Below are 21306 nucleotides of genomic sequence, written 5' to 3'. Positions count from 1 at the left end.
TCGAGCGCGTCCGGGCGGTCGATCGCGGTCGTCTCGAGACCGAACGCGGCGCTCGGCGGTTCTCCCTCGAAAGGTGCCCTCGGCCGGGATCGTCACGATCACGAACTGCGGCACCGATTTCCGGCACAGGTCTCGACCGGATGAGTCGACGGCCGTGGTACCACGACCCTCGGAAGGGTTATCCCGTGTTCGGCCGTACGTTTGTTTGTAATGGCGAAAGGTAACGTTGATTTCTTCAACGACACAGGCGGCTACGGTTTCATTTCGACGGACGACGGCGACCTCGACGACGACGAAGACGTTTTCTTCCACATGGAGGATGTCGGCGGTCCTGACCTCGAAGAAGGCACGGAGATCGAATTCGATATCGAACAGGCCCCCAAGGGCCCGCGCGCGACGAACGTCGTTCGCACGTAAGTTCGACCGGCGCGTGGCCTCGAGCGACGCGTAACTACCAATCATTTTATCGACAGTATACACTGATAGCAGCGCGAGTACCGCAGGTACCCTCCGTATCGAGAGCGAGCGAACCTGCGGATATCGGGGCTACTACGGGGTCCGTCGACGGCAACGAGAGAGGTCGATGAGACCGAAAACGAGGACGACCGCTACAGCTTCTGGCCCAGCTTTTCGCGACTGATGTGGATGCCGGTCGGCGTGATGATCATCTGATCCTCGCCTTTCCGGACGATGTCGCCGTTGACTTCCTGGGCGACCTGTCGCAGTTCGTCGACGATGTGTTCGACGGTGCTGTCTTCGGTCCGCAGGCGCGTGATATCCGCGATGACGATGTCGCCGTCGTAGACGGCGTCTTTGATGTCGATCGCGTCGGCCTGCCCGCTGACTTCCGCGATGTGTACCTGCATCGTCGCCTCTGCAGAGCCGTCCGAGACGTCCTCGAGGTTCAGTTCGGCGTAGTCCTCGACGGTTCTGGACTGGTTGCCGCCGAGAATTTTGCTCATGAGTCCCATTGGCGGTATCCACCGCCGCCGCCAGTATAGTTCTTACGTCAGACACGGTCCCGTCTCCGGGACCGTTCGGACGACCGACGGCTCGAGCGACGCCGGATTCCGCAGTCGATCGCCGATTCGACCCGTCTCGAGCGGCGTCGATCCGCGAGCATCCGACGAGTCCGGTAGCTTTTAATTCCACACCGTTGCCGTTCGAACGATGACGTTCAGCATCTGCGTTCGCGAGGAGTACGAAACCGAAGACGGCGACCGTCACCGCCGGTTCGGCGTCGCGGTCACCACGCGGTTGCCGGGCGTCGGGACGCTCTGTCCGTTCGTCAGCGACCGCGGGGCGGTCGCCACGCAGAGCCTGGTCAACGTCGACCTCGGCGCGCGCGGGATCGAGTATATCGACGACGGACTGGCCGTCGACGACGTCGTCAGAACGTCCGCGTTCTGACGGCCCATCAGACGCAGTCTGATGAACGCGCTCGAGGCGCTGCTCAACGCCGACGACGGCGCGCCCCAGCGGCAGTTACACGGCGTCGACGGCGAGTCGACGTTCGCCTTCTCGGGCGAGGAGTGCGTCGCCGAGTACGGCCACCGCGAGGGCGACCACTACACCGTCGCGGGCAACATGCTGACCGGCGAGGACGTCCTCGAGACGGTCAGCGAGGCCTACGCGGCGAACGCCGTCCACGGCACGATGGACCCCGCGACCGGACCGACCGCGGTCACGGAAGACGTCGACACCGAACCCCTCGCGAAGCGATTGATCGACGCGCTGGCGGCCGGCGACCTCGAGGGCGGGGACAAGCGCGAGGAGCTGTCGGTTCAGAGCGCGGCGGTGGTCGTCGAGACGACGGAGTCCCACGCCGTCGAGCCGCCGTACAACGACCTGCGCCTCGACGCGACCGAGACACCGATCGCGGACTTACGGGAGACCGACGACCTCGCCGAGCAGGGCTACAGGGACATGCTCGCACAATACGAAGGCGCGTTCGAGACGGATTCGCTGGACGCCGCGGAGTGACCGTGACTCAGTCGCCCGCGGTGAGTTCCCGACCCTCGGACGCCTCCAGACGCAGCGGCTCGTCCCGCCACTCGATCTCGAGGCGGTGACGCGACAGGTATGGGGCCAGCGTGCGGGCCGAAAGCAGGCCGCGGTAGACGCCGTCGTCGACGACGGGGAGGTGTTTGACCCCGTCCGTTCGCATCGTTTCGGCGGCCTCGGCGATCGTCGCGGTCGGCGAAATCGTCGTCACCGGTGCCGACATGATCGCTCGAGTCGCCGGGCGTTCGTCCGTTTCCGCGACTAACGCGACGAGATCCGATTCGGTGACGATGCCGACGACTGACTCGTCCTCGAGGACGGGGAGCGCGGACACTGTCGGCCGACGGAGAGCGTGGGCCGCCTCGGTAACAGGCGTTTCGGAGGTGATCCTCGGTGGCGAGCGAAGGTCGATTGATTCGACTGTCGTCTCGATCATGGTTGATATGTGGTATCACGAACCAATACATAACGCTAGTGGACAACCGTCTCCTAGGTACTAGTATTGCTAGCATGTATCAGTGGTAAAACAGCCAAAATGCGATAGTCGAAAGTGATGGCGCGGTTGTACGGACGATTTGCAAAAGTGATTCGGCTCGCTCCCGCGGTGGGGCTTACCCGGTAAACTCGTAGAGGTCGTCGCCGACGTGGTGGAGCGAGTCGACGACCTTCCCCTCGTCGCCGGCCATCTCCGCGCCGTCGACACGGGCGCGGCCGACCGCGAGCACTTTTCCGTGGGATTCCTCGGCGATGACGACCAGATCGTCCGGCGAGATATCCTCGGTCGCGTCGGTAATCCCCGGGCGCATCACGTCGGCACCGTCGCTGACGAACGAGACCGCACCCGCGTCGACGGTGACGAGCCGTTTTTCGGGTTCGTAGGCGTTCGCCCCGCGGACCGTCAGAAAGAGGTCGTCGCCGAACGCTGCGACCTGCGGTTCGCCGTCGATGAGGACGACCTCCCAATCGGTGTCCTCGAACTCGACGCGCTCGTAGGCGTCTCCCTCGGGCGAGACGCCCAGTTGCTCCTCGAGTGTCTCCTCGAGATCGGATACCGCGTCGCTGCGGAGGTGATGTCGAGACTTGACCTGCATGATCGGGCAAACGAGCGGTCCGGAGATAAAAGGCCCGTTCCGGAGAGCGACCGAACCCGGTGAATCGGTTGGCCTGACGGTCAGGACGAGGGAAACGTGTGCCAATCGCTAAGTGGACCCACGCCGTCGGACCGCGTATGTGGCCCTCTCGGAACGGGACGGAGACGGTCACCTGTCTCGCCTGTGGCACCGAGCGAGCGCGCGACGAGGCCCGCGAGTACGACAAGCACGGCGACCGCTGGGATCGCGAGGACAAGACCTTCGAACACCTCTGTAAGGCCTGTCACAGCGACCTCTGTCACCACCCGCGCGGCGAACTCGAGGAGCTACTGGTCGATCTCGAGGCCGGCCGACGGGATCGGGACGCGTTTCTCGCGAGCTATCTCTCCGCGGTCGAGGAGCGGTACGGCACGCTCGAGGAACGCGAACGGTAATCGCTAGAGGTCGTCGGTCGCGAACCGCCAGTAACCGACGGCAGGGGCGAGCGCGCTCCAGCCCAGCAGGACGGCAGCACTGAACCAGGCCAGAGAGCGATCGGCGTCCGATCCGAGCACGGGTTCCAGCAACTGTTCGTAGGCGAGACTCGGAGAGAGCGCACCGACGTACGACATCCACCATGGTCGCGTCACCGGCTCTTCGAAGCCGGCCGCGACGTAGGCGAGCCCCTCGGGTACGAACCGCCAGACGAACAGGAGGAGCAGCAACGCGCCGAAGACGGCGAACGTCGCCCACGTCTGGGTGCGGACCGTCGCCGAGATCGCGATCGCAACGGCGAGGTACGCGAGCCCCAAGCCGGCGCTGGCGAGGAGATAGCCGAGGACGGCGGTCGTCGGGACCGCGTGTCCGGTGACGAAGACGACGGCGACGCCGGCGAGGACGCCCGCGAGCAGGGACGCGAGGAAGATCGCGTATCGGCCGACGTACGTTCCGAGGACGATATCCCGTCGGTCGTGTGGCAGGCCGAGCAAGAGCGTCAGTTGGCCGTTCGAGCGCCGCCTGACGATCGCGCCGGAGGCGAGCAGCAGTCCGGTCACCGGCACGAGGAGCATGCCGGCAAGCGCGAACTGGTCGACGAGGTCGATGGGGACCGCGTATCCCCGATCGACCTGCCTGACGTGGAGTTCGGCCATGACGGCGAAGACCAGCGCGAACGTCGCGGCGAGCGCGTACAACTGCCGGTTCCGGATCGCGTCGCCGATCTCCTTTCGAGCGATCAGCTGCCAGTTCATGCCGCCTCCTCCGTGTAGGAGACGAACAACTCCTCGAGCGACGCCTCACCGGTCGAGAAATCGCGGATCGTCGCGCCGGCGTCCCGGATCTCGTCGAGCACCCGGAGTTTCGCGTCGGCGGTACAGCCGACGACGAGGGCGTCGTCGTGTTCCTCGACCGTCGAGACCCCGTCGACGGAGGCGATGGTGGGCGCGACCGCACCCGGGTCGTCGGCCAGATCGACGGTCAGCTCCGCACCGGCGTCGGCCGTCTCGCGCAGTCCGTCGATCGTGTCGACGGCGACGAGGTCGCCCTTCCGGAGAATTCCGACGCGGTCGGCGACCGCCTCGACCTGCGCCAGGATGTGGCTCGAGAAGAAGACGGTGGCACCGCGGTCGCGTTCCGCCCGGACGATCTCGCGCATGCGGCGGACGCCGTGGGGGTCGAGCCCGGTCGAGGGTTCGTCGAGAATCAACACGTCGGGCTCGCCGACCAGCGCCATCGCCAGCGCGAGGCGCTGTGTCATCCCCGTTGAGTAGTCCGCGGCGGCCCGATCGGCGGCGTCGGACAGGCCAACGCGCTCGAGCAGGGCCGCCGGATCGTCGTCGGCGTCGGCCTCGGTGGCCTCGATCGCGTACGCGAGGTGCTGGCGACCGGTCATCGTCTCGAACGGGGCGAAGCCCTCGGGGAGGATACCGACGCGTTTCCGGACGGCGACCGGCGCTTCGGTAACGTCGTGACCGAGCACGTCAACCGAGCCGCTCGAGGGGTGCGTGTAGTGCAACAGGATGTCGATCGTCGTCGACTTGCCGGCACCGTTCGGTCCGAGGAAACCGAACACCTCGCCGGACTCGACGGTCATATCGATACCGCGGAGGGCGCGAACGTCACCGAAGCGCTTGGTGACATCCCGGAGGGATATTGCTGGCATTCACCCACAGTTATGTTAGATGGGAAATACGTCTTCTGATCGGGAACGCACTGACCCGCGGTATCGGCGGTCCGGCCGCTCGCGAACGGACGGATTCGCGTCCCGACACGACTTTCACCCTTACGTCCGTACCCCTCGGTATGAGTGACGACGCACAGGCCGACGCCGGGACCGTGGAAGGCCAAGGTCCCGTCGAGGTCTCGGAGGATCTCGCGCGCCATCTCGAGAACAAGCGCGAGGAGTTGTTCGAGAAGTTCGAACTCCGCGACGAGTTCCCGCCGGCGGTCTTGGAGGAGGCCGAAGCCCGAACGGAGGGCGTCACGGCCGAGATACAGGACGAGATCGACGAGCGGCAGGATCTCCGCGAACTGACGACGTGGACGACGGACCCGATCGACGCCCAAGACTTCGACGACGCGCTCTCGATCGAGGAACGGGACGACGAGTACGTCCTCTGGGTCCACATCGCCGACGTGACCCACTACGTCAACCCCGAGACAGCGATGTGGGACGAGGCCGTCGAGCGCGGCAACACGGTCTATCTCCCCGGCTACACGGTCCACATGCTGCCGCCCGTGCTCGCCGAGACGGTCTGCTCGCTGGTCCCCAACGAGGACCGGCTGGCCCACACCGTCGAGATGCACCTCGACAAGGAGAACCTGACCTACGAGAACATCGAGATCTACAAGTCCGTCATCGAGTCCGACGAGCGGCTCACTTACGCCGAGGCTGAAAGCCGACTCGAGGAGCCCGACGCGCCCCTCCACGAGGAGAACGCGCTGGTCTACGACCTCGCAGAGCAGATGCACGAACAGCGCAAGGAGGACGGGTCGCTCGTCCTGAACCCGAGCCGCGACCGCGCTCACACCATCATCGAGGAGTGCATGCTGAAGGCCAACAAGGCCGTCACGCACGAACTCATGTGGAACCGCGGCGTCTCGGCCATGTACCGGGTCCACCCCCAGCCCAGCCCCGACGAGTGGTCCGAAGCGCTGCGAGAGATTCAGGACTTAGACGGCGTCTCGATCCCCGGCAGCACGTGGGACGACCCCCGAAAGGCGGTCAACGCGACCCTCGAGGACGCACCGGAGCGCCAACTGGACAAGATCCAGTGGGCGGTGATGAAGGTCATGCCCCGGGCGCGGTACATGAACGATCCGTTCGGCGGCCACCACGCGCTGAACTTCGAGATCTACGGTCACTTCACGAGCCCCATTCGGCGGCTCTCGGACCTGATCAACCACTGGATCGTCTACCAGAACGACGTGCCGGAGAACCTCGTCGAACTCTGCGATCGCGCCAGCGACAAGCAGAAAGACGCCGAGCAGTGCGAGCGCGAGTACAAGACCTTCCTGCAGGAGGTCGGCCTCGATCCGATGGCGGTCAACAACCGCGGGATCGAAGTCGTGGACGACGACGAGGCTGACAAAACGCTATAGCGGGCTCCGCTACGGTGTACATCGTATTTCCACAATGTACAGCGTATTTTCTCAATTTACAGCGGTGGCGCGCGCTGTGAGCCGGCCGAGTGATACGAGGGCGGCCGGTACTGCCGTGCGAGGGATGAGCGAGCGGTGCGAGGCCGAGCACGGTGAGGCCTCGCAAGCGAACGGTGACCTGTGGGAACCGTGAGCAGTGAGCGAATCGGCTGGGGAGGGTGTGGCGATTCCCCGCCGCCACGAGAGCAGGACACTCGTCTTCGCCGTCACTCCGGTGTGAGTTCGATCCGTCGATTCGCAGATACGGACTATTCGAAAAGCCGCTTCTCGTAGACGTGCTCCTCGAGACCCGCCGCCAGATCGGACGGCCGCGTCCCGATGCGGTCGAACCCGCGCGATTCGTAGAACGAGATGCCGACCTCGTTGGCGGCGAGGACGGCCAGACGAAGCCGATCGAATCCGGCCGAGAGTTCGGTCTCGAGGCCCTCGAGCAACGCGGTCCCGGTCCCTTCGTTCCAGCCGTCGGGTCGGACGTACAGGCGCGCGAGAAACGCGACCGAGGAGTCTTCCGGCCATGGGACGGCGTGTGCGAAGCCGTCGTAGTCGGTTTCGAACGCGGGGTCGGTCGCGGGCGAGTCCTCGGCGACGAGGAAGGCGGCGTCGTCGCGGCCGCTCGCCTCCGTGATCGACGACTCGAGGTCGCCGATCGCGTACCACTCGTCGACGACCGCGTCGACCGTTTCGGGGCCGAGCACGTCGTCGTAGGCGGCGTGCCAACTCTGGCGGGCGACCTCGTGGACGGCCCAGACGTCGTCGACCGTCGCCCGTCGAACGTCTCGAGTCACACGGGACGTAGCACAGCGCCCGTCAAAAAGCAGCGGCCGACAGCCATCGATCCGGGACGGTCGCGTCGCGATGGATTCGTCGCTCGCGGTCGCTGCCGGGCGCGGTTTCAGTACCGTTCTTTGGACGGTTTTGTCAGTACTATTATCCCGACGATCGCTGAACGATGCGATGGCGGGCGGACCGACCGTTCTCGAGGGAGCGGCTCCACCACCACTGTCCCGCCCGCTATCCCCTTTCTATTCCGACGTCGTCTCGGCGGCTGCGAGCCGTCGCTGCTGTCACAGTTCAATGTCCGGCGAGTCCGTATCGTCGACGCACTCCTGTCGATCCGCGAGTTCGGAACAGGCCTCACGGAACAGTCCGTCGAGGATTTCGGGCGTCGTCGGATGATAGGCCCGCTTGGGCAGGTCGCGAACGTCGAGCCCCATCTCGACGGCGATCTGCATCGTCTTGGCCATCACGTCGGCGTGGCGGTGCAGCCCCTGATAGCCCAGCACGCTTCCGTCCTCGGCGCTGACGATCAGCGTCGCGCGGCCTTCGGGGTGGCCCTTCGTCTCGAAGACGCCGTCCGCCGACGCCTCGCGGGTGACGACGATCTCGTCCATGCCCGTCTCGGCGGCGGTCGCCGGCGTGTGACCGATGCGAACGAAGGGATAGACGCCCAGCCCCGAGAAGATCACGTGGTGGGGAACGCTCGTGTAGGGGTCACACGCAGCGCCCCGGTGGTGGTTGACGATGTTCTCCCCCGCCGCGAACCCCTGTTCCTTGGCGACGTGGAGGATCGGCTCGCGGCCATTGGCGTCGCCGACGACGAACACGCGGTCGTCGTCGCGGGCCTGCATCGTCGACGTGACCCAGCCGTCGCCCGGCTCGAGGCCGGTGGTCTCGAGCCCCAGCCCGTCGAGGTTCGGCCGGCGGCCGGTGAACAGGTAGAGGTCGTCGGCCTCGAGCACTCGCTCCGTCCCGTCCTCTCGCTCGACGAACAGCCGGACGCCGCCGTCGTCGGTCGGCTCGAGGCGCTTCTCGTCGGTGGTGGTCAGCACGTCGATCCCGAAGTGGTCGCGGTAGATGTCCACCAGCGCGTCGCCGTACTCGGGTTCCATGTCATCGAGCGGTCGCTGGTCGTGTTCGATCACGGTGAGGTCGATGTCCCCGACCTCGCTGAGGTAGGGGCCGAGCTCGAGGCTGATGTAGCCGTGCCCCATCACGATCCCCGAGTCCGGGAACGCGGTCGCGTCGAGGACGTCGGTACTGGTCTGGAACGAGACTTCGTCGATCCCCGGCAGGTCGGGGACGTTCGGCACCGAGCCGGTCGCGATGGCGACGTAATCGGGCTCGAGTCGGCGGTCACCGACCGCGAGGACGCGATCGTCGACAAAGCGGGCAGTGTCGCGGACGAGTTCGACCCCCTCCCGCTCGGCGAGGTCGTGGACGTGGTCCCGACGGTGTTCGGCGAAGTTCGAGACGTGCTCGTCCTTTCGGGCGACGATCCGCTCGGGATCGGGGTCAGGCGTCCCCTCGAGTCGGTCGTCGTGGCGTGCGAGATAGCGGTGTTCGCCGGCCGAAAGGACCTCTTTCGAGGGCATACAGCCGCGGAGAATGCAGAGCCCGCCGCCGGGGTCGCCGTCGTCGATCAGCGTCAGTTCGAGGTCGCCGTCGAACTCGTCGCGGCGCTCTTCGAGTTCGTCGGCGACGGCGACGCCAGCGCTGCCGTAGGCACCGACGATCGCAACGTGTACCATAGCGGTAGTTCGACGGCGACGCAAAAAGGCGTTCCTTCGATGTGTCCGCACTGTAGCGATCGGAAGCGGAAAAACCGGAGTTCGTTACCGGCGGACTCGAGCCGCGACGCCGGTCAGCAGGGCGAGCACCGCAGCGCCGGCACCGAAGCCGGGCACGCTGTCGTCGCCGCTGCCGTCGGTCTCGTCCTCGGCGGACCCATCGGCGCTCTCTTCGTCGCTGGAGTCGCTCTCGTCCGTGCTCTCGTCCTGTGCGGACGCGCCGTCGATCGTCGCCGTTCGCTCGGAGAAGTGGTTGACCGCGACGTAGACCGTCGCCTGTCCCTCCGCCTGTGTATCCTGTACGACCATGTATCGGGACTCGTCGCTCCCGATCGCACCCTCGAGTTCGCTCTTCGAGGACGCCTCGACCGCGGCCTCGCCGTCGACGGTCACCGAGAGGTTCTCGAGGCTCCCGACGGCGTCCTCGGAGACGGTGGTCAACACGACGGTCCCCGTGTGGGTCGTCCGATCGATCGTCATCTCGACGGCCCCGTCGGCGGTCGTCGCCGCCTCGGCGGACGTCTCCTGGCCGTAGGTGACGGCGTCGGACACCGTCTCGCCGTCCCGCTGGTCGGCCGTGACCTCGACGGCGGCGTTGCCCTCGGCGATCAGCGACTCCTCGTAGGTCGCGCGCTCGTCGCGCTCACCCTCCTCGTAGGAGCGGAACGCGAGCGTTGCGTTCTCGCCGAGATCCGCCGTCACGTTCCCGTCGGAGACGGTCACCTCGCCGTCGCCGACGACGAGGAAGGCACCCTCGCGGCCGTCGGTCTCGACCACGACGCGGTCGCCGTCCTCACGGGCCTCCGCGCTCGCCCCGAGGTCGGCCTCGACGTACTGGGCCTCGTCGCCGCTCTCGACGACGAGGGTCCCGTGCTGGTTGTCGTGGGCCGACAGCGTCGCGCCGCTGTCAGCCTGTATCTCGGCGCTCGCCTGCGTTTCGGTTGCGAGCGACAGCCCCGCGCCGTTCAGGTCCGTCGCAGCCTCGAGTCCGGTACTCGCGTCGAGTCCGGCATCGGCGTCGGCCTCGCTCTGGGACTGGACGGCGACCGAGGAGAACGTCCGTTCGCCGTCGACGCTGTAGTTAGCGATCGCATCGCCCTGCACGTCGAACTCGACGTTGGCGCCAGCGTAGGCGTCGCTCTGAGTAGTTGTACTCGATCCTGCTGCAGTCGTCGTCGGCGTTGCACCGGCGGCCGCGGCCATCGTGACGGTGCTCGTGGCCACGAGCAGTGCAATCACCAGTGTGGCTCCGCGATTCATTACGAGTCGTGGCTTTCGACGCCCGTATAAAACGACTTCTGGCAGAACCGTCCAATCGTCCGGGGAATCGTCGGCGACTCGAGGCGAGTCGAGGCGACGAGGTGCGGCGCTCGCCGGCCACTCCGGCCGTCGTCCGGAGCCGTTGCAAAACGAGGCTATCTGCAGCGGCCCGCCCGCGTCGGGCGAGCTATCGCGAGATGTCTTCGCCCTGTTCCTTGACGATCGTCTCGACTTCGTCCGCGGTGACGAGCGCGACGTCGCCGGGGATCGTCCGTTTGAGCGACGCCGTCGCCGCGGCGTACTCGAGGGCGGTGGGAACGTCGTCGCCGTCGAGCCGGCGGGCGATGAACGCGCCGGTGAAGGCGTCGCCCGTACCGATGGGATCGACGGTATCGGTCTCGTAGGCGTCGTGGTCGTGGACGACGTTGTCGTGCCAGCCGACCGCGCCCTCCGAGCCGCGGGTAACGACGACGGTGGTGAAATCGTACTGCGAGCCGAGTTTGTGCGCGAGCTGGCGCGGATCGCCCTCGAATCCGAGGACGGTTCGGGCGTCGCGGGCGGCGATCACGAGGATATCGATGCCCGGGAACAGTTTCGTCAGCGTCTCTCTGGCCTCGTCGGGCGACCAGAGCTTGCGTCGGTAGTTGAAGTCGAACGCGGTCGAGGTCCCGCCCTTCCGGGCCGCTTTGAGTAGGTTGAGCGTCGTATCCCGGAGCGTCGAGGAGAGCGCGGGCGTGATGCCGGTCGTAAAGAAGACCTTCGCGTCCTGAATCCGATCGATATCGAACTCGCGGGCCTCCGCCGTCGAAATCGCGGTGTTATCGCGGTCGTAGATCACGTTCGTCCCGCGGGGTTTGCCCGCGTGCTCGAGGTAGTAGGTCCCCTGTCGACCGCGGTGGCTCCAGACGGGATCGGCCTCGATACCGTGTCTGCGGATTTCGCCGACGACGCGCCGTCCCAACTCCGTCTCGGGGACTTTCGAGATCCACGTCGCCGACGCACCCAGCCGGTTGGCCGCGATGGCGACGTTGCTCTCGGCCCCGGCGGCCCGGACCTCGAACGTGTCCGCGTTCTCGATGCGTTCGTTCCCCGGCGGCGACAGCCGGAGCATCGTCTCGCCGAACGTGACGATATCGCTCTCGCTCACGGCTCTTCCCTCCGAACCGATCGGACGCGAATGGTAGTGTCTCCCTCGGTCATACTCGAGGCGACGGTCGGCGATACTATAAGTTGTGGCGGTTATCGACGACCGTCCCGCTCGAGCGGGGAGGTCTCACTGCCGCGCCCTCTCGGGGAGCACACAGACGGATGCCGAACCGACCGAAAGTCTATATGGTTTCTGTGACAACATGTTCATAGATGGTGTCGGCAGACGGACTCAAGACATGGTTCGACTACCAACTCCTCTTCACGGGGCTCGCTATCGCGTTCGTCTGTGTCACCGCCGCGGGCAGCCGACTCGTGGCGTATCTGGGGACGCTTCCGCTCACGGACTTGGACATCGAGCCCACGGACCCGACGTTCGCGCTCGCGGTCACGGGAGGCGGTATGCTCGTGATTTGCCTACTGGTCGCGCTGGCAGGACTGCTGAATCGAGACCAGCAGTAACCCCAGACGTTACGACCTACTGACCCCCGTCCAGCGACGACGCGACCGACACCACCGTCGCCTCGGCCTCCCGCTCGAGCCCCACGTCGACCCCGAACGCCTCGAGCAGCGCACACCGCGTCTCGACGTGGTCGGTCACGGCGGGAATCCGCACCCGCCCGCCGGCGAGCGCGAGAAAGACAAGCAACTGGTCGGCCATATGTCGATCGACCGGTGCCGCGCCCTCGAGAAACCGGTTCGCCGCGTCGGCGGCGTCTTCGCCGACCCGCTCGGCGGGCTTGCCGCGCTCGCCGAGCGCCGAAAAGCCGGCGACGCCGGTTCCGTGATCGACGCAGAGCACCAGCGCGGAGCCGGGCGACGGGCTCTCGACGGTCGTCTCACAGCGTTTCGTCAGTTCGAGATCGGGCTCGGGGTTCAGCCGCTCGAGCGCGCCTTCGGCCTGCCGATAGGCGACATCGCGGTCGGCCAGCGATTCCGATTCGGTGGTGTAGAGTCGGAGCCCCTCGAGCGGTCCCCGTTCGGTGAGGACGATCGGCTCGAGGCTCGAGGGGGCGAGCCGAAGCGTCGCGGTCCCGCCGCCGTCGGGATAGAACCCGCGCCGGTCGACCTCGCAGGCGGCCTCGACGCCGAACCGGCGGAGCAACGGGAGTGTAACGTAGCGGAGGTAGTCGAGCGGCGGCGACCACGCCACGTCCGTCCCGCCGGTGACCGTCACCGAGAGCGGTGACTCGAGGACCGTCGCCAGCGGCAAGAGGGCGTTACACAGCAGCGTCGCGCTGCCGGCGGTCCCGATATCGACGGCGTAGCTGCCGCCCTCGAGTCGCTGGCGGCCCGCTGGATCGGTCCCCGCCTCGAGCCCCGGATCGAACTCGACGGTCTCCGAGCCGAGTTCGCCGCCCGAGACATCGGCGTCGCAGAGTTCGGCCATCGTCTCGAGGACCGCCAGATGCTGGTGGCGGAGTCCGGGCGTCGACCGGTCGCCGCGGACGTGTTCGAGTCGAACCGGGTCGTTCTCGAGGACCGACAGCGCGAGCGCCGTTCGGAGAAACTGGCCGCCGGCGCTCGAGCCGTCGAGTTCGCGAGGGGTCGTCATGTGCGAAGGTTGGGCCTCGAGTCACCTACCAGTGCCGACGCCGGGTCGCGTGGTACTGGGCCGTCCACGGCTCTCGAGCGGGCTACCCGCCGTGGCCGGGATAGTCCCGCTCGAACCGGTCCTCGATCTCGCGCTCGTCGAACCGGATGACCACCGGCCGTCCGTGCGGGCAGGAATAGGGGTTCTCGCAGTCGTCTAACGCCGACAGCAGGTCGATCACCGACCCCTCCGTCAGCGACGTGTTCCCCGTGATCGACGGATAGCAGGCCAGATCGCCGAGGAACTCGTCGGCCAGCGCGTCGACCGTCTCCGCGCCCGCTTCGCGGTCGCCCTCGACGAACGAGGTGAGCACGTCCCGCAGGCGCTCGGGCTCTACGGTCTCCGCGAACACCGCGGGCACGGTCGTCACGGCGACCGTCCGATCGTCGACCCGGTCGGCGTAGAAGCCCAGCCGAGAGAGCGCCTCGCTGTAGTGTTCAAAGGCTTCCGCCTCCGCCGCGGTCAACTCGAGTTCGACGGGTTCGGCGAGGGCCTGTGCAGTCGGATCGTCCGCGAACACCTCCTGCAGGTGCTCGTAGTTGACCCGCTCGTCGGCGGCGTGCTGGTCGATCAGGACGAGTCCGGCGGGCGTTTCACAGACCAGATAGGTGTCGCGGAGCTGTCCGAGGACCCGCAGCGAGGGCAGCGAGTCGAACTCAGTTTCCTCGCCCGTCGCGGGCTCGCCGGTCAGCGTCCGCTGTTCGGTGGCGGCCGCGAACTTGCGCTCGGGGTCGCGGTCCCGATCCGGAACCGAGTCGGATTCGCGATTCGAATCGGCCCGACTCGAGCCAGAACCCGAGCCCGTTTCGGTCGAATCAGGTGCCGAGCTACCGGCCGCGTCAGCGTTCGTCGCCGCGGTCGTCGATTCGCGACCCGTGCCGCTCGAGGGAGACTGCGGACTCGAGGATCGGTCGCTGACGGCGGCATCCGAGCCGCCTGCGCTGCCGGCTGGGTCTGAACTGCTCGCGCTGGCAGCGTCCGTGCCGCCCGTGCCACCGGCAGCGTCCGAGCCGCTCGAGTCGGTCGCTGCACTCGACCCCGCGTTCGCGGACTCGCTCGTCGATCGCTCGCCGTCGGTTTCGGCGGCTGAGTCGTCAGGAGCCGAGACGGCCTCGGTCCCGGCTCCGGACTCGAGCGTTGCGGCCTCGCTGGCGGGCGAATCCGCCCCGCTCTCGACGCCGCGTCGATCGCCGGGGTCGACTCGCGCCTCGCCGGGTGCCGAGCGGCCCCGCGGGGCTCGAGACCGGAGCAGTCCGTGCTCGAGCAGCGCGCTCTCGACCGCGGCGTCGACCTGCCGGCGGACCGCATCGTCGTCGTCGAAGCGGACTTCCCGCTTTCTGGGGTGGACGTTCACGTCGACCGCGTCGCCGGGGACCGAGAGGAAGAGCGTGACGAAGGGGTAGCGGTCGCCGCCCAGTTGCGTGCCGTAGGCACCCATGATCCCCTCGCGGACGGCGTCCGCGGTCACCGCGCGTCCGTTGACGTAGGTTGCGAGGTAGTCCCGGCTCGAGCGATTCGTTTCGGGATGGGAGACGAGCCCCGAGACGGACTCGAGGGGGCCGGGCGGGAGTTCGTCGCCGTCGGCGTCGACCGGGATCATCGCCGAGGCGACGTCGCGGCCGTAGACCGACAGCACGGCGGCCTGCAGGTCGCCCTGTCCCGTCGTCGAGAACACCTCGCGGCCGTCGTGGGTCAGCGTGACCGCAACGTCCGGGTTCGCGAGCGCGTAGCGGGTGACGACGCGGTTGACGTGGGCGAACTCCGTCGCGGTCGTCTTGAGGAACTTCCGGCGAGCGGGGGTGTTGTAGAAGAGATCCTCGATCTCGACGGTGGTGCCCGCGGGACAGCCCGTCGGTTCGACGCTGGTCACCTCGCCGCCTTCGTAGACGAGTTCCGTTCCCGCACCATCGGCCTCGCGGGGCCGCGAGCAGATCGTCAGCCGCGAGACCGAGCCGATGGTGTGCAAGGCCTCGCCGCGGAATCCCAGCGTCGCGACGCCCGACTCGAGGTCCTCGAGGCCATCGATCTTGCTCGTCGTGTGTTCGCGGACGGCCGCCCGGAGATCGGCCTCGCTCATCCCGTGGCCGTCGTCGGCGACGCGGATCAGTTCGGTGCCGCCCGCCTCGACGGTGACGTCGACGCTGTCCGCGTCGGCGTCGAGACTGTTCTCGACGAGTTCCTTGACCGCGCTGGCGGGGCGCTCGACGACCTCGCCGGCGGCGATGCGGGCGACGGTGTCCTCGTCCAATCGGCGGATGCCGGTGTCGTCCTGTGGTAGTGTGCTCTCGTCACTCATGATGATTCGGCGTCGGGACTCGGTTCCGACGCTCGAGTACTGGATAGCCGTACAGAAGGCGACTGGTTAGGTCTTACGTCCCTGCCGTTCGACGGTGACGGCCGCTCGAGTCCGCCGTCAGTCCTCGAGACCCAGATCCTGCGACATCGAGTTGCCGGCGCGCGGAACACCCTTCGCCGTCACCGTCTCGCCGTTCATGAAGGAGGCGGCGGGGCTCGCGAGGAACTGGATCACGTCGGCGATCTCCTCCGCGTGGCCGATACGGCGGTCGGTCTCCTCGCGGGGCGGCATGTCCTCGCTGTCGATGCCGAGCGTCTCGGCGACGCCGGGGGTTTGGATCAGCCCGGGCGCGACGCAGTTGACGCGGATGCCGTCTTCGGCCCACTCGACGGCCAGCGTCTCGGTCAGCCGGATGATCGCCGCCTTCGACGCGCCGTAGTGGCTCTCGCCCGGGGCCGCGTGCTGGCCGTTCACGCTCGAGAGGTTGATGATGACGCCGCCCGACCCCTCGCGCATGACCTCGCCGGCGAGTTGCGTGCAGTGGACCGTGCTGTTCAGGTTGAGGTCGACGATGGTCTTCCAGCCGTTCGCGGAGATGTCCTCGAACGGCGCGACGAACTCCCCGCCGGCGTTGTTGACGAGCACGTCGATGTCGCCGAACTCCGCGACCGTCTCGTCGACCAGATTCTGAACCTGCTCGCGCTCGCGGACGTTGCATTCGACGGCGAGCGCGTCGCCCGCGTCCACATCCTCGGCGATCCCCTCGGCGACCGGCCCGACGCGATCCATCGAACGCGAACAGATCGCTACGTCCGCACCGCTGGCCGCGAGCGTCTCCGCGATCGCGCGGCCGATTCCCTGGCTCGCACCGGTGACGATCGCGGTCTTGCCCGCGACGTCGAAGTCTGCTTCGTGCATCGTGCTAACGGGCAACCTAGCGTTGCAAAACGCTTCCGATGGCTCTCGAGGAGCGTCGCTGCTCGGCATCATTCGCGCCAGCCGAGCCGTCGCTGTCCGGCGTCGACGACTCCGATGGCGAGTGCCAGCGCCGCGCTTTTGCTGACCGCAGCCGTCCGGACGGTATGGATCTGCGACGGACCCGCTCCGTCGCTCGAGATGTGGTGGCCGTCGTCGACGAGCACAACGTGACGTTCATGGCGGGGAGCATCGCCCACGCCGCCTTTCTCTCCCTGCTGCCGCTCTTGCTCCTGCTCTTTATCGTCGCCGGCGCGGTCGGTAACGACTACCTGACCGAACAGATCGTCGCGGTGGCTCGAGACCACCTCAGTCCCGCCGGTCAGGGGCTCGTCTACGAGGCGCTGACCCACGCGTCAAAGCGGGCCGGGGCGTCGCTCATCGGGATCGTCTCGCTACTGTGGGGCATGCTGCGCATCTTCCGGGGGTTGAACACCGCGTTCGACGAACTGTACGGCGCGGGAGAGCGCTCCGTTTCGGGCAAGTTCGTCGACGGTATCGTGGTCTTCCTCGCCATCGTGATCGCCACCACCGGCGTCAGTTTCGCGACGGCGACGCTGGCGACGGTGGACCATCCCGTCGTCGTCGCAGTGACCCCACTCGTCCTGTTCTGTGGCCTGGTCGTCGCGTTCTTTCCCATCTACTACGTCTTCCCCGAACCGGACGTCTCGGCGCGGGAGGCCCTTCCCGGGACCCTCATCGCCGCCGCGGGCTGGGTCGTCCTCGAGGCGCTGTTCGGCGTCTACGCGGACCTCGTGAACACCGTCGGCACGTTCGACACGTTCGGTGCGGTCATCCTCCTGCTCATCTGGCTCTACGGGACCTCGTTCGTCCTCCTCGTCGGCGTGGCGGTGAACGTCGTGATCGGGGAGTACCACCCTGAAGCGGGCCCCGCCGACAGCAACGAACGGGAGTCGACCGGCTCCGTTCACGGGTAGCCGGACGCGACCGACCCGTCCCGTTCGGACCGACTTGCGCCGATCCGATTCGCAGGACGAATCAGTGAAAGATGTCGCTCGAGCGGTCTCAGTCCTCGCTCGCTTCGGTTCCGCGGTTTTCGGAGTCGCTCTCGCCGGCGAGCTCGGCCGACACCTCCCGGCTCGTCGCTCGAACCTCGCGCATGGACTCGGCGAGTCGAGACTCGACGCGCTCCTCGGTCTCGAGGTCGATCGTGCCGCCCTCGGTTTCGATCAGGAGTTTCGCGGTCTCGACGGCCTCGTAGAGGATCGCGTCGAGTTCGTCGGCCGTGTAGAACCCGGAAAGTGCGCCGTACAGCATCGTGTTCGCCGCGTTCTGGACCTTCTCGTCGAACCGGTGTTTCGCGCTGCCGACGGACTGTCCCGAGTAGGTATCGTCCATGAAGGGGACGAGATCCGGGAGGTTCTCGCCGACCGTCTGCATCGGGACGCCGGTCGGGGTGCGAAAGTCCTGACAGGCGCGGGCGATCGCCCACTCCCGCGCGGTGAAGGACGTCCGCGCTTTGAGGAACTCGTTGACGCGGTCGTACTCGGCCCCGCTGATCTTCGTGAATCGCTCGCCGTCCGGATTGCCGGCGTACTTGCTCGTCGCTCCGTCTCGGTCGGTCGTAGACTCAGTTTCGTCGGGCATGGTGTGTATCAGGCGGTCGCCCGAAGCCCCGCCGCGGGAACGATCCGCGGTTCGCCCACCGGGGTTCCGCTCGCTCGCAATCGCGACCCGATTCGACCCGTCACCGGCGCGACGCGATTGCGGTATAGACGACACGGGCCGCTCGAACGTAAGGGGGAGCCAAGCGCAGTGAAAGTGGACGTGGAACGACTGCTATCGAAGACACTCCGAACGATGTCTCCCACCGACTCGCACGGTGATCGACGGCGAAAACGGGCTGCTATACGGTCGCGATCACGGCGGCGCAATCGCCCCGTCGCCGACTCGCGGCGATTCACCGGAAAGACGGTGTGTCAACGAGTCACTCGGACCGAGTGGCGTCCTCGAGTCGCTCCTGTAACTGCTGGACTTTCGAGACGAGTTCGATCGGCGGCGTCGTGTTCACGTCCAGCGACTCGAGGTCCTCGAGGACGGCTTCGCTCTCGGGGTCGATCGCCGCGTCCGCGGCGTCGGCCTCCGCGGGACCGCCGTCGGTCGACGCCGTCTGTGCGGAGTCCTGCGAATCGCTCCCACCCTGCGTCCGCATCGTTCCGCTCCCCAGGTCAAACGTGGCCTGTACCGGCTCGCTCGAGGTCCCGCCCTTGGCCTCGATGGCCTTCTCCTCGCGCAGGCGCTCCAAGACGTCTCTCGAGCGGTCGACGACGGGGTCGGGCACCCCTGCGAGGTCGGCGACGTGGATCCCGTAGGATCGGTCGGTCGGCCCGTCCCGGACCGTCCGGAGGAACGTCACCTCACCGTCGCGTTCGTCGGCCGCGACGTGGACGTTGGCGACGCGGGGGAGGTTCTCCGCGAGCCCGGTCAGTTCGTGGTAGTGGGTCGCGAAGAGGGTCTTCGCCTGCACCTCGTTGTGCAGGTACTCCGTGGCCGCCCACGCGATCGAGATCCCGTCGTAGGTCGCGGTCCCGCGGCCGACCTCGTCTAAGATGACCAGGGACTCCTCGGTCGCGGTGTGGAGGATGTTCGAGAGTTCGCTCATCTCGACCATGAACGTCGAGCGGCCCTGCGCGAGTTCGTCCAGCGCGCCGACGCGGGTGAAGATGCCGTCGACGAGACCGATCTCGGCCTCCTTCGCCGGGACGAAGCTCCCGACCTGCGCGAGCAAGACGATACAGGCGACCTGTCGCATGTACGTCGATTTCCCGGACATGTTCGGGCCGGTGACGACGAGGAAGCCACGATCCTCGTCTGCGCGCCCGCTGGCGCGTTCTTGGTCGGCGGCTCCGGCCGCCGACCCCATCCGCACGTCGTTCGGGACGAATTCGGTCGTCTGCTCGACGACCGGGTGGCGACCCTGCTCGAGCGCGAGTCGATCGCCGCGGTGCAGGTCCGGCTTGACCCACCGGTTCTCGGCCGCGTGGGTCGCCAGACTCGAGAGCGCGTCGACCGTCGCCAGCGCCCGGCCGACATCTTGCAGCAGTTCGGCCCGCGCGGCGACTGTCTCGCGGAGTTCCTCGAAGAGTTCGTACTCGAGTTCGCCGCGTCGTTCCTCGAGCCGAAGGATCTCGCGTTCCTTCTCCTCGAGTTCGTCGGTGGTGAATCGTTTGGAGTTCTTGAGCGTCTTGATCTCCTCGTAGTGGTCCGGAACGCCGTCGGCGGCGGACTTGCCGACCTGAATGTAGTAGCCGTCGGTCTTGTTCCGGTCGACGGTGACGTGGGAGAGGCCGTACTGTCCCTTCTCGCGCTCGGCGAGGGTGTCGAGCCACTCCTTGAGTTCCTCGTGGCGCTCGATCACCTCGTCGAGGTCGGCGTCGTACCCCCGCTGGAGGAGTTCCCCTTGGGTCACCGTCGAGGGCGGATCTTCGGCGATGGCTTCCTCGAGGGTCTCCCGAAGCTCGCTCGCGGCGTCCCGATCCGGCCGGTCGACGATTTCCGAGAGCGGCGAGTCGGCCAGATCCGGGTTCGACGCGATACTATCGGCCAGTTCGGGGAGCACTGCCAGCGTGTCCCGGACCGCGAGCAAGTCTCGCGCGTCCGCGCTGCCGTGAGTCGCCTTCGAGGCCAGCCGCGCCAGATCGTAGGCCTCGCCGAGGGAATCCTGTAACTCGTCGCGAGCGAGCGCCGCCGTCGAGAGCGCGGCGACGGACTCCTGTCGCCGCTCGAGGGTCTCGAGCGAGCGCCGCGGGCGCTGGAGCCACTCCTTTAGCAGGCGGCCGCCGGCGCTGGTCTCGGTGTGATCGATCGTCGCGAACAGCGAGCCGTCGCGCTCGCCCTGCATGGTCTCGGTGAGCTCGAGGTTGCGCTGCGTGGTCGCGTCCAGCGTGACGTGGTCGTCGCCGTGGTGGGCCTGAATGCGGGTCATCGAGGCGAGGACGCCCGCACCGGTCTCCTCGACGTAGGAGAGGATCGCGCCGGCCGCGGCGATCGTCGGCTCGCCGACCGACAACCGCTCGACGGTTTCGGCGCCGAACTGTTCGCGAACCCCGTGTCTGGCCCGTTTGGGCGCGAATGCTTCGGTCTCGTGGAGTGTAAGCGTCGCGCCGATGCGTTCACGAACCTGATTCAACAGGTCGTCGTCCGCCCGAACGTCGGGCCCCGGCAGCACTTCGACCGGGTCGAACCGGTACAACTCCGTCAGCGCGTCGTCGGCGTCGTCGGCCGCCGCCACGAGGAATCGGCCGGTCGTCACGTCCGCGAAGGCGAGCCCGTAGGCGTCGTCACCGCCGTCGACGACCGCCGCGAGGTACTGGGCGTCGGCGTCGCTGGTCTCGAGCAGGGTGCCGGGGGTCACCACGCGGACGATCTCGCGGGCGTGGCCGGAGTCGGTCTCGTACTGGTCGGCGACGGCGACGCGGTAGCCGCGCTCGACTAAGGCCTTGAGATAGGGCGTCAGGTCGTCGACGGGCACGCCGGCCATGGGGTACGACGAGCCGTGGGAGGACTTCTGGGAGACTTTGAGATCGAGTTCCTCGCTGACGATTTCGGCGTCCTCGCCGAAGAATTCGTAGAAGTCACCACACTGCATCGCCAGTAGTTCGGCGTCGGTTCCCTCCTTCAACGAGAAGAACTCTCCGACGATACCCGTCGCCTCGGTCATATCCGGTGACTGTCCCTCCACCGCAAAAACCCTGCGGGATCCGCGGTGAACGT

General features: G+C 67.1%; 20 protein-coding genes and 1 pseudogene. 7 read left to right on the top strand and 14 right to left on the bottom strand.

The window, feature by feature from the left end:
* The first annotated feature begins 210 nt into the window (after window positions 1-210).
* On the top strand, window positions 211-417 hold the full coding sequence (locus FEJ81_RS03840) for a cold-shock protein (protein ID WP_138244033.1): 207 nt from the start codon (window positions 211-213) through the stop codon (window positions 415-417).
* A 191-nt stretch (window positions 418-608) separates the two neighbouring features.
* Here FEJ81_RS03840 and FEJ81_RS03835 read toward each other — a convergent pair whose 3' ends face one another.
* Complete coding sequence (locus FEJ81_RS03835) at window positions 609-971, bottom strand: cell division protein SepF (protein WP_138244032.1); 363 nt, start codon at window positions 969-971, stop codon at window positions 609-611.
* On the opposite strand from FEJ81_RS03835, the gene FEJ81_RS03830 reads away from it, so the two are divergent.
* Together FEJ81_RS03830 and FEJ81_RS03825 are read left to right on the top strand one after the other, a co-directional pair.
* Complete coding sequence (locus FEJ81_RS03830) at window positions 961-1146, top strand: hypothetical protein (protein ID WP_138244031.1); 186 nt, start codon at window positions 961-963, stop codon at window positions 1144-1146. The two genes, FEJ81_RS03835 and FEJ81_RS03830, sit on opposite strands and share 11 nt — an antisense overlap.
* Window positions 1147-1170: 24 nt before the next feature.
* Window positions 1171-1983 (top strand): annotated as a pseudogene (locus tag FEJ81_RS03825) (DUF1028 domain-containing protein).
* Window positions 1984-1990: 7 nt separating this feature from the next.
* On the opposite strand, the gene FEJ81_RS03820 reads toward FEJ81_RS03825, so the two are convergent.
* Window positions 1991-2440, bottom strand: coding sequence for a CBS domain-containing protein (locus FEJ81_RS03820; protein WP_138244030.1), 450 nt, complete (start codon window positions 2438-2440; stop codon window positions 1991-1993).
* A gap of 175 nt (window positions 2441-2615) precedes the next feature.
* Window positions 2616-3095, bottom strand: a complete 480-nt coding sequence (locus FEJ81_RS03815) for an RNA-binding protein (protein WP_138244029.1) — start codon at window positions 3093-3095, stop codon at window positions 2616-2618.
* 137 nt (window positions 3096-3232) lie between these two features.
* Here FEJ81_RS03815 and FEJ81_RS03810 point away from each other — a divergent pair, with 137 nt between their 5' ends.
* The gene (locus FEJ81_RS03810) at window positions 3233-3529 is read left to right on the top strand and encodes a DUF7562 family protein (RefSeq protein WP_138244028.1); all 297 of its coding nucleotides are present in this window, start codon (window positions 3233-3235) and stop codon (window positions 3527-3529) included.
* Window positions 3530-3532: 3 nt separating this feature from the next.
* On the opposite strand, the gene FEJ81_RS03805 is transcribed toward FEJ81_RS03810, so the two are convergent.
* Both FEJ81_RS03805 and FEJ81_RS03800 read right to left on the bottom strand, forming a co-directional pair.
* A complete protein-coding gene (locus FEJ81_RS03805) occupies window positions 3533-4324 on the bottom strand; it encodes an ABC transporter permease subunit (RefSeq protein ID WP_138244027.1) in 792 nt (263 codons plus the stop codon).
* Entirely contained in the window at window positions 4321-5235 is a 915-nt protein-coding gene (locus FEJ81_RS03800; protein ID WP_138244026.1) for an ABC transporter ATP-binding protein, read from the bottom strand. Before FEJ81_RS03800 ends, FEJ81_RS03805 begins: the two co-directional genes overlap by 4 nt.
* A 140-nt stretch (window positions 5236-5375) precedes the next feature.
* On the opposite strand from FEJ81_RS03800, the gene FEJ81_RS03795 reads away from it, so the two are divergent.
* A complete protein-coding gene (locus FEJ81_RS03795) occupies window positions 5376-6674 on the top strand; it encodes an RNB domain-containing ribonuclease (RefSeq protein ID WP_138244025.1) in 1299 nt (432 codons plus the stop codon).
* Window positions 6675-6982: 308 nt separating this feature from the next.
* Here the strand turns inward: FEJ81_RS03795 and FEJ81_RS03790 are convergent, their stop codons facing one another.
* The 4 genes from FEJ81_RS03790 to kdgK1 all read right to left on the bottom strand — a co-directional run bounded on the left by FEJ81_RS03790 (window position 6983) and on the right by kdgK1 (window position 11708).
* Window positions 6983-7519, bottom strand: a complete 537-nt coding sequence (locus FEJ81_RS03790) for a GNAT family N-acetyltransferase (RefSeq protein WP_138244024.1) — start codon at window positions 7517-7519, stop codon at window positions 6983-6985.
* Window positions 7520-7798: 279 nt separating this feature from the next.
* Window positions 7799-9262, bottom strand: a complete 1464-nt coding sequence (locus FEJ81_RS03785) for a dihydrolipoyl dehydrogenase family protein (protein WP_138244023.1) — start codon at window positions 9260-9262, stop codon at window positions 7799-7801.
* A gap of 84 nt (window positions 9263-9346) precedes the next feature.
* Entirely contained in the window at window positions 9347-10561 is a 1215-nt protein-coding gene (locus FEJ81_RS03780; protein WP_138244022.1) for a hypothetical protein, read from the bottom strand.
* Window positions 10562-10748: 187 nt separating this feature from the next.
* The gene (kdgK1, locus tag FEJ81_RS03775; RefSeq protein WP_138244021.1) at window positions 10749-11708 is read right to left on the bottom strand and encodes a bifunctional 2-dehydro-3-deoxygluconokinase/2-dehydro-3-deoxygalactonokinase; all 960 of its coding nucleotides are present in this window, start codon (window positions 11706-11708) and stop codon (window positions 10749-10751) included.
* Between the two features lie 212 nt (window positions 11709-11920).
* Between kdgK1 and FEJ81_RS03770 the strand changes: the two genes are divergently transcribed.
* The gene (locus tag FEJ81_RS03770; RefSeq protein ID WP_138244020.1) at window positions 11921-12169 is read left to right on the top strand and encodes a hypothetical protein; all 249 of its coding nucleotides are present in this window, start codon (window positions 11921-11923) and stop codon (window positions 12167-12169) included.
* Window positions 12170-12185: 16 nt separating this feature from the next.
* Here the strand turns inward: FEJ81_RS03770 and rtcA are convergent, their stop codons facing one another.
* The 3 genes from rtcA to FEJ81_RS03755 form a co-directional block, all read right to left on the bottom strand.
* Window positions 12186-13262, bottom strand: coding sequence for an RNA 3'-terminal phosphate cyclase (gene rtcA / locus FEJ81_RS03765; protein ID WP_138244019.1), 1077 nt, complete (start codon window positions 13260-13262; stop codon window positions 12186-12188).
* Between the two features lie 82 nt (window positions 13263-13344).
* Entirely contained in the window at window positions 13345-15597 is a 2253-nt protein-coding gene (mutL, locus tag FEJ81_RS03760) for a DNA mismatch repair endonuclease MutL (protein ID WP_138244018.1), read from the bottom strand.
* 117 nt (window positions 15598-15714) lie between these two features.
* Complete coding sequence (locus FEJ81_RS03755) at window positions 15715-16515, bottom strand: SDR family NAD(P)-dependent oxidoreductase (protein WP_138244017.1); 801 nt, start codon at window positions 16513-16515, stop codon at window positions 15715-15717.
* 164 nt (window positions 16516-16679) lie between these two features.
* On the opposite strand from FEJ81_RS03755, the gene FEJ81_RS03750 reads away from it, so the two are divergent.
* Window positions 16680-17510, top strand: coding sequence for a YihY/virulence factor BrkB family protein (locus FEJ81_RS03750; protein WP_138244016.1), 831 nt, complete (start codon window positions 16680-16682; stop codon window positions 17508-17510).
* A gap of 88 nt (window positions 17511-17598) precedes the next feature.
* On the opposite strand, the gene FEJ81_RS03745 is transcribed toward FEJ81_RS03750, so the two are convergent.
* Both FEJ81_RS03745 and mutS read right to left on the bottom strand, forming a co-directional pair.
* The gene (locus FEJ81_RS03745; protein ID WP_229504753.1) at window positions 17599-18180 is read right to left on the bottom strand and encodes a DUF5806 family protein; all 582 of its coding nucleotides are present in this window, start codon (window positions 18178-18180) and stop codon (window positions 17599-17601) included.
* Window positions 18181-18520: 340 nt separating this feature from the next.
* The gene (mutS, locus tag FEJ81_RS03740; protein ID WP_138244015.1) at window positions 18521-21253 is read right to left on the bottom strand and encodes a DNA mismatch repair protein MutS; all 2733 of its coding nucleotides are present in this window, start codon (window positions 21251-21253) and stop codon (window positions 18521-18523) included.
* Window positions 21254-21306: the final 53 nt, after the last annotated feature.

This window comes from Natrinema versiforme (assembly GCF_005576615.1).
GTDB lineage: Archaea > Halobacteriota > Halobacteria > Halobacteriales > Natrialbaceae > Natrinema > Natrinema versiforme_A.
Note: the sequence above shows the minus strand (reverse complement) of the source record. Positions and strands in the feature narration are given on the sequence as shown.

Excerpts from the sequence above, each read along its gene's own strand:
- mutL (WP_138244018.1), bottom strand. The coding sequence starts at position 15,597 with ATGAGTGACGAGAGCACACTACCACAGGACGACACCGGCATCCGCCGA.
- FEJ81_RS03815 (WP_138244029.1), bottom strand. The coding sequence starts at position 3,095 with ATGCAGGTCAAGTCTCGACATCACCTCCGCAGCGACGCGGTATCCGAT.
- FEJ81_RS03810 (WP_138244028.1), top strand. The coding sequence starts at position 3,233 with ATGTGGCCCTCTCGGAACGGGACGGAGACGGTCACCTGTCTCGCCTGT.
- FEJ81_RS03780 (WP_138244022.1), bottom strand. The coding sequence starts at position 10,561 with ATGAATCGCGGAGCCACACTGGTGATTGCACTGCTCGTGGCCACGAGC.
- FEJ81_RS03840 (WP_138244033.1), top strand. The coding sequence starts at position 211 with ATGGCGAAAGGTAACGTTGATTTCTTCAACGACACAGGCGGCTACGGT.
- FEJ81_RS03785 (WP_138244023.1), bottom strand. The coding sequence starts at position 9,262 with ATGGTACACGTTGCGATCGTCGGTGCCTACGGCAGCGCTGGCGTCGCC.
- FEJ81_RS03830 (WP_138244031.1), top strand. The coding sequence starts at position 961 with ATGAGTCCCATTGGCGGTATCCACCGCCGCCGCCAGTATAGTTCTTAC.
- FEJ81_RS03795 (WP_138244025.1), top strand. The coding sequence starts at position 5,376 with ATGAGTGACGACGCACAGGCCGACGCCGGGACCGTGGAAGGCCAAGGT.
- mutS (WP_138244015.1), bottom strand. The coding sequence starts at position 21,253 with ATGACCGAGGCGACGGGTATCGTCGGAGAGTTCTTCTCGTTGAAGGAG.
- FEJ81_RS03750 (WP_138244016.1), top strand. The coding sequence starts at position 16,680 with ATGGATCTGCGACGGACCCGCTCCGTCGCTCGAGATGTGGTGGCCGTC.
- FEJ81_RS03835 (WP_138244032.1), bottom strand. The coding sequence starts at position 971 with ATGGGACTCATGAGCAAAATTCTCGGCGGCAACCAGTCCAGAACCGTC.
- rtcA (WP_138244019.1), bottom strand. The coding sequence starts at position 13,262 with ATGACGACCCCTCGCGAACTCGACGGCTCGAGCGCCGGCGGCCAGTTT.
- FEJ81_RS03805 (WP_138244027.1), bottom strand. The coding sequence starts at position 4,324 with ATGAACTGGCAGCTGATCGCTCGAAAGGAGATCGGCGACGCGATCCGG.
- FEJ81_RS03745 (WP_229504753.1), bottom strand. The coding sequence starts at position 18,180 with ATGCCCGACGAAACTGAGTCTACGACCGACCGAGACGGAGCGACGAGC.
- FEJ81_RS03800 (WP_138244026.1), bottom strand. The coding sequence starts at position 5,235 with ATGCCAGCAATATCCCTCCGGGATGTCACCAAGCGCTTCGGTGACGTT.
- FEJ81_RS03820 (WP_138244030.1), bottom strand. The coding sequence starts at position 2,440 with ATGATCGAGACGACAGTCGAATCAATCGACCTTCGCTCGCCACCGAGG.
- FEJ81_RS03755 (WP_138244017.1), bottom strand. The coding sequence starts at position 16,515 with ATGCACGAAGCAGACTTCGACGTCGCGGGCAAGACCGCGATCGTCACC.
- FEJ81_RS03770 (WP_138244020.1), top strand. The coding sequence starts at position 11,921 with ATGGTGTCGGCAGACGGACTCAAGACATGGTTCGACTACCAACTCCTC.